The organism is Streptomyces sp. NBC_01217 (genome assembly GCF_035994185.1).
In the GTDB taxonomy this organism is placed as follows: Bacteria; Actinomycetota; Actinomycetes; order Streptomycetales; family Streptomycetaceae; genus Streptomyces.
In genome coordinates this window covers 1,509,873-1,521,599 of the sequence record NZ_CP108538.1, presented here as the reverse complement: position 1 = coordinate 1,521,599, position 11,727 = coordinate 1,509,873, and the positions used below count along the sequence as shown (strand labels likewise).

Genomic DNA, 11,727 nt, shown 5'->3' with positions numbered 1-11,727 from the left:
AGGACCTAATCTGTGCAGCGTGACTTCGCCTGCCTACACGGACAACGCTGCGCCCCAGCTCAGCGCGGGACCGCGGCCCGCCCCGGGCCCGGCCGCCGACGAGGGGCTCTCGCGGCGGCTGCGCGCCCTCGCCTGCACGGCGCCGCTGCACGACCTCGATGTGCGCAAGGCGAATCTGGCCGGTGAGTACACGGTCTACGCGATGGCCGAGGTCGCACTCGCCGTGATCGACCTCGTCACGCTCAACATGGACTTCGACACGGGTGCCGACCACGACCAGATAGTGACCAGGCTGCTTCCCCGAGTCGCCGCCCAGGCCCCGGGCCGCCCGGTCGCCGAGCACGAGCGGGTCGCCCGCTGGGTGCTGGAGAATCTGATCAACGTCGGCAGCGTGGACCGCGGATTCCGCGCGGTCTACGGCACATTCGGCCCCGATGGGGTGTATGTCCGTCGCGATTACGACTTCAAGCTGATCGAAGAGGTCCCGGGACACGGCGGCACCGTCTATCTCCGGGCCACCGACGAAGCGGTCAACGTCCTGGTCGGCGCCCTCGACACGGATGTCACCAGCGCCCAGATCGCCGCCGAGGTGAAGCTGGAGGTCCTGATCAGCCGGGGCCGCCTCGCGGACGCACAACTCGCCGCCGAGCAGGCCCGCTACCGCACCGTGCAGTACGCGGAGACCCTCCGCAAGACGCTGGAGGCCACCCGGCGCAACGTCCGGGCCGTCGACTGGCTCAACACCGTGCCCGACATGATCGCCGAGGCACTCGACCACGTCGCCGACCGCTACCGCCACGAGAACGCGATCCTCACCAACATCCGCAGGGCGCGCGACGAGGCCGAGGAGCCCGAGCACAAGCGGCGCGCCGCCGAGCTCGTCGACATCGTCAAGGACTGCATCCGCCGCCACACCCAGCTGCAGTCCCGCCTGCTGGAGGCCGGACCGCTCTTCCGAGCCGAACAGGACCGGCAGGCGTTCGCCACCCCCATGGTCCGAACCGGTCTCGATCTGTACGGGCAGCTGGTCGCCCCACTGCTGCCGCTCCCCGTGGAACAGGCCATCCGCGTCACGGACGCGTTCTTCTCCCACGGCACCGGGCTGCGCACCCCCACCTCGGTCCGGCTGGGCGACCTCGTCGAGATGCTGCTCACCCCGCCCCTGGAGCGGGAGCACCTGGGCGCCGAAATGCCCGAACCCGATCTGATCGCCACCCCGGACGACAGCAGGTTCAGCGAGGAGCAGCTCGCGAGCGCGATGGAACTCCTCGACCTGGAGCACGACGCCCCCCGTCGGCTCTCCGGACTCCTCGCGGAGGCCCGGCGCCGCGATCCCGAACTGCCCTATCTGGTCGCCCTGCTCGCGGTGCACGCCGCGAGCCCGCCCGTCGGCACCGCCTACCGGCAGGGCGAGCAGCGCCTGTTGTTCTCCGTCGACGACGGGACGCAGCTGGACGACCCGGAGTTCGGCGGTGCGGACCTGATAGTGGGCACGGCACTGCTGGATGCGGCCGGGATGGCCGCGGACCGCTCGGAGGGGTCATGAGCGGCGCGCCGCGCGATCCGCACGCGTCACCGACCGCGCCGCCCTGGGCGGATGCCGCGAGAACCGGCGCCGTCCACCCCGTACCGAAGACTTTCCGCAGCAAGGAGCGACAGTCGTGAGCGACCACCGCGCACAGCATGCCGACGCGTGGAGCGAGCCGACCGCCGCGTACGCGACCGAGAGCACGGCGCCCGCTACCCCGTCCGCCACCGCCACGGCACCCGCCACTGCGCCCGTCACCCCGGCGGACGCGGCCGACGCCGCCCGGCTCGTCGCCTTCGGGCTGCAGCCCAGACTGCTGCCCGCACGCGATGCCGAGTACGCCGAGCTGCTGCGCCGCTACCGGGAGGAGCCCGCCTTCGCCCGGCTCGCCGACGCCGTGGCGGCCGGACTCGGCCTGGTCGTCCTGGAGGTGTCCACCCGCGCCGGCATGGCCGTGACCGCGGGTGAGGACTCGGTCTTCGCCGTCCGCATGGGTGACTACGCCCGCCGCGCCTCGTCCGACTCCGCCGACCGCTTCCTCCACGGGCTCGCGCACCTCGCCGTTGCCGCGATGGCCTTCCCCCGCCCCGAGGACCTCGCCGACGACGCGTACATCGGCCGGATCACCGTAAACGGCGTCGACTCGTTCGTGCGCCAGGCGTGCCGCCGCCTGGAGGAGCGCGCCGAGGAGCACGGCGACAACACCGACCCGGCCACCGACGCCCCCGGACTGGAGGCCGCATGGCGCATCTACGCCCGGCGCAGCTCCACCGGAGCCACGAAGGACGCCCGGAGGCTGGCCGGCTCCACCACCGGCATCGTCGGCAAGGCTGTCGCCTTCCTCGCCGACTCCGGCTTCCTCCAGCGCACCGGGGACGACGCCGGAGGCGCCTTCCGCACCACCGCCCGCTACCAGCTCCAGGTCCGCGACATGGCCGGCAGCGCCGCCATGGCCGAACTGCTGGAACTCGGAGTCGTTCCGGTCACCGACGGAACGGCGACGCTGCTGCCGCCGCCCGACCCCGACGACCTGGAGCTGGTCGCCGACGCCGGCCTGCCCTTCCACGCCTGAGCACCACAACCGCTGCCCCACTCCTGCTTTCCGAACGACGAGAGTCCGCCGCCATGTACGAGCTGTCCCGGGTCCGCCTCTACTCCATCGGGCCTGCCGGTGCGCGCTACGCCGACACCGTGCTCGACCTGCGCGGAGTGGGCGAGCCCGTGCCCAATCCCGCCCCGGCGCAGGCGGAGTTCTTCGAGGAGGAGCCGGTCGGCCCGCCGCGCCGCCCCGCCCCCGCCGGGGTGCTCTTCCTGGAGAACGGCGGCGGAAAGTCGGTGCTGCTGAAGCTGATCTTCTCGGTGATGCTGCCCGGCCACCGCAACACCCTCGGCGGCGCCAGCTCCGGCGTGCTGCGCAAGTTCCTGCTCGCCGACGACTGCGGACATGTCGCCCTGGAGTGGCAGCACACCCTCACCGGCGAGTGCGTGGTCGTCGGCAAGGTCAGCGAGTGGCGTGGCCGGCAGGTCTCCAACGACCCGCGGAAGTTCGCCGAGGCCTGGTACTCCTTCCGCCCGGGGCCCGGACTGAGCCTGGACTCCCTGCCGGTCGCCGAGGCCACCTCCGTGCACCGCCCCGCCGAGGGCGTCTCCGGCGCGCAGGGCCGACGGCGCACGATGAAGGGGTTCCGTGACGCCCTGACCGAGGCGGGCAAGTTCTACCAGCACCTCGATGTGCACTGGGAAGAGATCCACGACCGCTGGAACGAGCACCTCGGAGACCTCGGCCTCGACCCCGAACTCTTCCGCTACCAACGCGAGATGAACGCCGACGAGGGCGAGGCGGCAGGGCTCTTCGCGGTCAAGAAGGACTCCGACTTCACCGACCTGCTCCTGCGTGCCGTCACCGACACCCGCGACACGGACGGTCTCGCCGACCTGGTGAGCGGCTTCGGCAACAAGCTGGGCCGCCGCGCCGAGCTGACCGCGGAGCGCGACTTCACCGCGGGCTCGGTCGATCTGCTCGGCCGGATCGTGGAGGCCGCCGGAGCCCGTTCCCTCGCCCGGGACATCCACGCGGGCGCCGAGCGCCGCACCCGTACGCTCGCCCGCAGGCTCTTTGCCCGCGCCGGGCAGGAGCGCGGCCGGACCGCCGAGCTGGCCCAGCAGGTGACGGGCGCCGCCCACACCGTCACCACGGCCGAGGAATCCCGCAGCCGCAGCGCGCTGATCGCCGCCGAACTGGCCTACCGGCACGCCTCCCTGGCCCTGGCCGCGGCGGAGAAGGGCGCCGCCGCCCAGCGTCGCGAACTGGTCGACGCCCGCACCCTGCATTCCGCCTGGCAGGCTGCCGAAGCCGTGCTCCGCCACCGCGCCGCCGCCGACCGGTCCGCGCGTGTCGCCGTCGCCATCCGCGAGGCCGAGCGCGACGCCGCGCCCGCGCTCGCCGCCCGTGCCGAGGCCGCCGCCGATCTCGTACGGGCCCTGCACAGCGCGGCGGAGGCCGGGGAGACGCTGGCCAACGAGGAGGAGGAGCGCTCCGACACCCTCCAGACGGCGGGCGAGACCGCCCACCGCGACGCCACCACCGCCGCCACCGAGGCCCAGCGCGCCCGCAGCGAGGCCGGCCATCTGCGCCAGCGTCTCGCCGAGGTCGAGCAGGAGACGGCGGACGCGGTACGGGCCGGCTGGCTCGACAACACCGCGCCGGACGCCGACCCGGCGCGCGCCGCCCTCGCCGCGAGCGACGCCGAGCAGTCCGCCGTCGCCGCGTGGGACACCGCCAGGGAGGCCGCCCGTTCGGCGGCCGACCTGGCCAGGGAAGCCGCTGCCGCCGAGAGCCGCGCCGAACTGGCCGCGGCGCGCGCCGCCGACGCCGCCCAGGCCGCGGAACAGTCGTACGAGGCCGAGCTCAGGGCCGCCGAGTCGATCGCCGCCGACCATCGCCTGGCCGACCTGCTGGGCCTGCCCGCCACGCAGGGCACCGGTGTGCCCAGGCCCCGCCGCGGAGCGGGCGGAACGGATGCGGACGCCCCGCACGGCACGGATCACCAGGACCGCCACCAGGATCAGGCAGGTCCGGAGCCCCAGGCCGACAGGACGGACGAGGCAGACGGGGCAGGACAGACGGGCCGGACAGGTCGGCCGGACCAGGCCGCCCACGGCACGCACACCGTCACGGCCGAACAGCCCGCCGTTCACGGACAGCCGCTCACCGCCCAGGAGCTGGACCGCAGCGCCGACGAACTGCGGGAGCTGCTCGACCAGGGCGTCGCCTCCGCCGAGCGCCGCCTCTTCGAACTGCGCACCGCGGCCGCCGACGACTCCCGCATCCTCGGCGCGCTCGGCGACGGCGGGCTGCTGCCGCCCGGCCCCGACGTCCTCGCCACCGTCGAATATCTCGGCGAGCACGGCATTCCCGCCCTGCCCGGCTGGCGCTACCTCGCCCAGGCCGTCGACCCCGCCGACCACGCGTCCGTGCTCGCAGCCCGTCCCGAACTCGTCGACGGCGTGGTCATCACCGACCCCGACTCGCACGCCCGCGCCCGCGACGTCCTCAGCGGCGCCGCCCTGCTGCCGCGCTCCGCCGTCGCCGTAGGCACCGCTGCCGCGCTGCTCGCCCCCGTCCCGGCCCCCGGCACGGGCTCGGCCACAGAAGAGGTGTTCCTCGTCCCGCCGAACCCGGCGATGCACGACGAACACGCGGCCGACGAGGAGCGGCAGGCGCTCAGGAGCAGGGCCGCCGCCCGCGACGAGGACATCCGCACCCTTGCCGCCCGCCTCACCGCGGACCGCTCCCTCGCCGCCCGCATCGGCTCCTGGCGCGCCGACTGCCCGCCCGGCATGCTCGCCGAACTGGCCGGGGCCGCGCGCACCGCCCGGACCGCCGCTGAGGCAGCGGAAGCCGCGCTCGCCGAAGCCCGTACCGTGCGTGCCGAGGCCGACGAGGCCGCCGCGGACACCGCCCGCGTCAGCGACGAACGCCAGGAGGCCGCCCAGCGCGCCCGCCGCGCCGCCGACGCCCTCGCCGGGCTCGCCCACCGGCTGCGTGAACGCGCGGGCTGGCAGGCGAAACTGCGCGAACTGACCGATGAGGCAGCCGAGTCCGAGGCTCGCGCCACCGTCTGCCTGGATCGGGCCCGCGCCGCCGACGAGGACCGCAGGGCCGCCCAGCGAGCTGCCGACGACGCCCGCCGCACCGCCCGCGCCCTGCGCGCCGAACGCGCCGAGATCGCGGGCGCCCCCGAGCCCCTCCCCGAGCCCGGTGACGACACCCCGCGCCCCGCGCTTCCCGCCCTGCGAGAGGCCTACCGGGCCGCATCCCAGCTGTACGAGAAGGTGGGCGTCGGCGCTGACCTGCGCGCCGAACAGGCGCGCGCGGAGAGCGACGAGAGCGCCGCCCTCGCCGAGCTGGACCGGCTCACCAACAAGGTCCGCACCCGGGCCGCGCACCTCCTCGAAGGCACCGACGGCGCCGACGGCCCCTCCCGGCAGGCCGCCGCAGCCCGCGCCGAGTCCCTCGTCCAGCTCCTGGAGACCAGGGCCTCCACCGCGAGCGAGCAGCTCGGCCGGCTGCGGGGCGAGGCCGAGCGCCTGGCCCCGGTCGACGGCGAGACCCACCACACCGAACTCCCCGACGAGCTCGCCCCCGCCGACGCCGAGCAGGCCCAGACCCTCCTGCGCACCGCCACGGCCGAACTGGCCCTTGCCACCGCGACCCTGGACACCACCCGCGCCGCCCACGCCGAGCTGCTGCACGCCCACCGCACCGCCGAGGACTCGGCAGGCGGCTTCGACGAGACCGCGGCCCTCCTGCGCGACCTCCTCAGGGACCACGGCGCGGACGAGGACACCGACGCCCCCGAGCCGTACCCGGGCAGCCTCGACGAGGCCCGGCAGTCCGCCGCCGAGGCCCGTCGTTCGCTGCGCGGCTGCGCCACCGACCTGTCCGCCGCGGAAAGCGCCGTACGAGAAGCGAGCGACGTCCTCGTACGGCACGCCAACTCCACCCGCTACGAACAGGTCCGCACCCCCGCCCGTCAGCAGATCCGCGAGCTGCCGGCCGCGGCACTGCCCGAGCACGCCGAGAAGTGGGCCGCCGCCTTCGCACCCCGGCTCCGCGTCCTCACCGACGAGCTGGCCCAGTTGGAGCGCAACCGCGACTCCATCGTCGACCGGCTCCGCGGCCTCGTCGAGTCCGCGCTCACCACCCTGCGCTCCGCTCAGCGGCTCTCCCAGCTCCCCGAAGGACTGGGGGAGTGGTCCGGCCAGGAATTCCTCCGGATCCGCTTCGAGGAACCCGACCAGGCAACGCTCACCGAACGGCTCGGTGAGGTCATCGACGAGGCCACCCGCGCCGCCCTGAAGAAGAACTCCGATCTGCGCAGGGACGGCATGTCCCTCCTGCTGCGCGGTGTACAGGCGGCGTTGGAGCCCAAGGGCATCGCCGTGGAGATCCTCAAGCCGGACGCGGTGCTCCGCGCCGAACGCGTCCCGGTCGGACAGATGGGCGATGTCTTCTCCGGAGGCCAGCTGCTCACCGCCGCCATCGCCCTGTACTGCACGATGGCCGCACTGCGCAGCAACGACCGGGGCCGCGACCGCCACCAGCACCGCCACGCGGGCACGCTCTTCCTGGACAACCCCATCGGCCGGGCCAACGCCACCTATCTGCTGGAGCTCCAGCGCGCGGTGTCGGACGCCCTCGGTGTGCAGCTCCTCTACACGACCGGACTCTTCGACACCACGGCACTCGCCGAATTCCCGCTGGTCATCCGGTTGCGCAATGACGCGGACCTGAGGGCCGGGCTGAAGTACATCAGCGTGGAGGAGCACCTGCGCCCCGGACTGCCGCAGCAGGACCCGAACGGTGAGACGGTGCACGGCGAGATCACCGCCACCCGCATGTTCAAGCGAACCACGACCCCGCCCGGCACCACCCAGCAGGGAACCGCCCAGTAGGGAAAACAGGCGCGGCGGCGCTCAGGCCCGCGAGAGTCCGCCCGCGCCCCGGCGGCGTATTCGCGCATCGTCCCGCCGCGCGACCCGCGCCGCCCGCCGGGCTCTGCGCCGCTCACGGCGCAGCTGCCGCGCCGAACTGCTCGGCACGGACACCACGCCGTTGCGCTGATTCCAGACCTGCCGGGTGACCCAGACATCCAGCACCGACCAGGTCGCGACCACCGTGCTGCCCACACTGCTCAGCATCATGGGGAACGCCAGCCAGGAGCCCGTCACCGTGCTCAGCAGAGCCACCATGGCCTGGATGATCGTCAGCGACATGATGAGCACGGCACGCACGGCAGCCGTACGGACCGGGTCCGGCATCCGCCGTCGCGCCGCAGGCTCCTCCACCCAGAGCTGCCGCTGCTGCTGGCGCGGGATTTTCGCCCCGTCGGTCGCCGCCGAAGCCGCCGAACCGGCCGGTGCCGACGACACCGGACTGCGACGCTCTTCCGTATCCAAGGATTCTCAACTCCCCACCGCTGTCCGACTTCAGGGTTGCTGCCCGGCATGCACCGTTTCTACGCGGGCGGATCGGACCGTCCTGCCCTGAGCGCTTTCCCCGTGTTCCCCCGACCCGTACAGAGAGACGAGTGACGGACGGTGAAGATTCCCCCGATCTGTCAGCGAGCGAAAAATTCCAGCCAACTGCCCTGGCGAACAGTGCGACGCTCTGACAGGTGTCTTCTGCCGCTTTTGCGAATTTCATTGTCCGGAATACGGGGACAACTCATGATCAACAATGGAGAGTGCGGCTGAAAATCATCCGGACGTTTCTTCGAGTTGTCTCTCGGTCGGTAGTAGGCTCGCGCCGTTTGTTGACGGAACACGACCACCGCCCCGTGGGGTCGGGCTGGGGGAGGCCATGCGCTTTCGCGGGAAGTCCATCCGCAGGAAGATCGTGGCGTTGCTGCTGGTACCGCTCGTCTCCCTCACCGCACTCTGGGGATTCGCCACCTTTCTGACGGGGCGCGAGGCCGGTCAGTTGATGAGCGCGAGCACCGTCGTGGAGAAGGTCGGCCATCCTCTGGAAGCCTCCGTCCGCGCCATTCAGGACGAGCGGCGCCAGACCCTGGTCTTCCTCGCCGACCCCAGGGCATCCGACGCCCTGCCCCTTCTGGAGCGTCAACGAGCGGCCACCGACCGCGTGCTGGCGAACGTCCGGGGCAGCGCCCGGCAGAAGGACATTCGCGAGGCGCTGCGGCCCGAGGACGAAACGCAGCTGAACTCGGTGCTCGCCGCGGTCGAAGGCCTCGGCACACTGCGCGATTCGGTCGAGAAGCGCACCATCGACCGCCTCAAGGCGATGGAGTTCTACGACCGGCTCATAGACCCTTGCTACCGCTTTCTGACCGGACTCCGCACGATGGAGAACGTGTCGATGGACAAGCAGGTCCGCGCACTCGCCGGCATCTCGCGAGCCCGCGAAATGCTCTCCCGCGAGGATGCCCTGGTCGCCTCGTCGCTCATCGCCGGACGACTCACCGCGTCCGAACTGCGCCAGATCTCCGATCTCGTCGCCAGTCGCAAGCTGCTCTACGAGATCAATGGCGAGATGCTCCCCTCCTCGGAGCGCCGGCGCGTCGAACAGTTCTGGGCGAGCCCGGACAGCGAACCGCTGAGGACCGCGGAGAACACGCTCATCAGCGGCGGCCCCACCCGGAACCCGCGGTCGGTCGACGCCGAACGCTGGCAGGAGGTGGCCCCGCCGGTCCTGGACCGGCTTGCCCATGACTCCACCGAGATGAGCAACCGCTTCCAGGACCGCGGCAAGCCCGCCGGCTACGGCGTCCTGATCAAGGCCGGTGTCGCGGGCGTGCTCGGCTTCGTCGCCCTGCTCGCCTCGGTGTTCGTCTCGGTACGCATCGGCCGCGAGCTCATCCGTGACCTCTCCCGGCTCCGCAAGGACGCCCACGAGGTCTCCGGCGTACGGCTGCCGAGCGTGATGCGCCGGCTCGCCGCGGGTGAAGAGGTCGACGTCGAGACCGAGGCACCGCACCTCCAGTACGAACGCGACGAGATCGGCCAGGTCGGCCAGGCACTCAACACCCTGCAACGGGCCGCCGTCGAAGCCGCGGTCAAGCAGGCGGACATGCGCCGTGGCGTTTCCGAGGTCTTCGTCAATCTCGCCCGCCGCAACCAGGTGCTCCTGCACCGGCAGCTGGCGCTCCTGGACGCCATGGAGCGCCGCACCGAGAACACCGATGAACTCGCGGACCTCTTCCGCCTCGACCATCTGACCACCCGCATGCGACGCCATGCCGAGGGCCTGGTGATCCTCTCCGGAGCCGCTCCGTCCCGCCAGTGGCGCAAGCCGATCCAGCTGATGGACGTGGTGCGGGCGGCGGTCGCCGAGGTCGAGGACTACGAGCGGATCGAGGTCCGCCGGCTGCCGCGCATCGGTGTGGGCGGTCCCGCCGTCGCAGACCTCACCCATCTGATCGCCGAACTCCTGGAGAACGCCACCGTGTTCTCGCCCCCGCACACCGCGGTCCAGGTGCTCGGTGAACGCGTTGCCAACGGCTTCACGCTCGAAATCCACGACCGCGGCCTGGGCATGGCTTCCGATGTCCTCCTCGACGCCAACCTGAGACTCGCGGAGACCCCCGAGTTCGAACTCTCCGACACCGACCGGCTCGGCCTCTTCGTGGTCAGCCGCCTCGCCCAGCGGCAGAACGTCCGCGTCTCGCTGCAGACCTCCCCGTACGGCGGCACGACCGCTGTCGTCTTCATCCCGGCGGCGCTGCTCACCGACGCCCCACAGACCCATGGCACCGGATTCCGCCTCGACCGCAGATCCGAGAAGGCGATCGGCAGCGGCACAAGGGCAGCAGGCCGGGGACCGGGCAGCGACAAGGACCGCAGGGACGGCGTTCCGGAGCGCCGTGCCACCGGGGGCAAGCCCTCCGGCCTCGCCCCCGTCCCCACCGGCCTCGTGGACCCGGCCCTCCTGGACGGCCCCGTCGAGCTCGAAGGACCCGTCGGAGCGCTGGGCTTCGAGAACGACCCGGTGCTCGATCCGCTGCTCGACCCCGCGCTGGGCGGCGCGTCCGACATCGACGACACCGAGAGCGAACGCGGCGGCATCTTCCGCGCCCGCGACCTCCGGCGCGAGAGCGACCACGAACAGCACCAGCAGGCATCCGACCAGGCGGGGGAGACCGCGGTCGGCGTGCGGTCGATGCGCCCCGGCGCCCCGGTACCCCTGCCCCGCCGCAAACCGCCGACCCTGGTCACCGACAACGGCCGCCGGGTCGGCGAGGCGGGCCGCGCCCACCCCACGACCGCCGAGCACGACACCGCATCCGCTCCGGCCCGCGGTGATGGTCCCGACGCCGGGATCAGGCCGTCGGCCGCCTCCCCGTGGGCCTCCGCCACCGGCAGGTCCGCCGAGCCGCGGCACCCCACAGAACCCCGGCAGCCCACCGGCTTCCGGAGACCGGCCGAGCCCGCCGCATTCCCCGAGCCCATGCCTCCGGCAACGCCGGGCACGGCCCGCGAGACCATCGGCGGTCTGCCCCGGCGCATCCGGCAGGCCAGCCTCGCCCCGCAGCTCCGCGAAGTCTCCGGCGGCCGCGATACGGAACCGGCCGGGACGGAACCGGCGCAGGACTTCGAACGTGATGCGGACGAGGTACGCAGCCGCATGGCTTCGCTCCAACGCGGCTGGCAGCGCGGCCGCAGGCAGAACGCCGAGGACGTGACCGGTCCCGGCGAAACAGCACAAGGAACCACTCCGGGAGGGGACGGTCGATGACCGCACCGAACGCCGCAGCAACCGACGCCGTACGACAGGGCTCCGGACAGCTCAACTGGCTCCTCGACGAACTCGTCGACCGCGTCGCCAGCATCCACAAGGCGCTGGTGCTCTCCAGCGACGGCCTCGCCACCGGCACGTCCAAGGACCTGACCCGCGAGGACAGCGAACATCTGGCGGCGGTCGCCTCCGGATTCCACAGCCTCGCCAAGGGCGTGGGACGCCACTTCGACGCGGGCAGGGTCCGCCAGACCGTCGTCGAACTCGACGAGGCGTTCCTCTTCGTCACGGCGGCCGGCGACGGCAGCTGTCTCGCCGTGCTGGCCGACGCCGACTCCGACGTCGGCCAGGTGGCGTACGAGATGACGCTGATGGTCAAGCGCGTCGGAGCCCACCTGGCCAACGCCCCCCGGACCGGTCTGCCCGCCGGGGGATGAGTGGA

General features: G+C 72.7%; 6 protein-coding genes. 5 read left to right on the top strand and 1 reads right to left on the bottom strand.

The features are described 5' to 3' along the window. Positions 1-19 precede the first annotated feature (19 nt). The 3 genes from OG507_RS06505 to OG507_RS06495 all read left to right on the top strand — a co-directional run bounded on the left by OG507_RS06505 (position 20) and on the right by OG507_RS06495 (position 7,486). Positions 20-1,546, top strand: a complete 1,527-nt coding sequence (locus tag OG507_RS06505; RefSeq protein WP_327366180.1) for a hypothetical protein — start codon at positions 20-22, stop codon at positions 1,544-1,546. Positions 1,547-1,661: 115 nt separating this feature from the next. Further along, positions 1,662-2,600, top strand: coding sequence for a hypothetical protein (locus tag OG507_RS06500; RefSeq protein ID WP_327366179.1), 939 nt, complete (start codon positions 1,662-1,664; stop codon positions 2,598-2,600). Positions 2,601-2,653: 53 nt separating this feature from the next. Beyond that, a complete protein-coding gene (locus OG507_RS06495; RefSeq protein ID WP_327366178.1) occupies positions 2,654-7,486 on the top strand; it encodes a hypothetical protein in 4,833 nt (1,610 codons plus the stop codon). A gap of 21 nt (positions 7,487-7,507) precedes the next feature. On the opposite strand, the gene OG507_RS06490 is transcribed toward OG507_RS06495, so the two are convergent. Further along, complete coding sequence (locus tag OG507_RS06490; RefSeq protein ID WP_327366177.1) at positions 7,508-7,990, bottom strand: hypothetical protein; 483 nt, start codon at positions 7,988-7,990, stop codon at positions 7,508-7,510. Between the two features lie 403 nt (positions 7,991-8,393). Here OG507_RS06490 and OG507_RS06485 point away from each other — a divergent pair, with 403 nt between their 5' ends. Both OG507_RS06485 and OG507_RS06480 read left to right on the top strand, forming a co-directional pair. Continuing rightward, a complete protein-coding gene (locus OG507_RS06485; protein ID WP_327366176.1) occupies positions 8,394-11,285 on the top strand; it encodes a sensor histidine kinase in 2,892 nt (963 codons plus the stop codon). After that, a complete protein-coding gene (locus tag OG507_RS06480) occupies positions 11,282-11,722 on the top strand; it encodes a roadblock/LC7 domain-containing protein (RefSeq protein WP_327366175.1) in 441 nt (146 codons plus the stop codon). The genes OG507_RS06485 and OG507_RS06480 overlap by 4 nt, the downstream gene beginning before the upstream one ends. Positions 11,723-11,727: the final 5 nt, after the last annotated feature.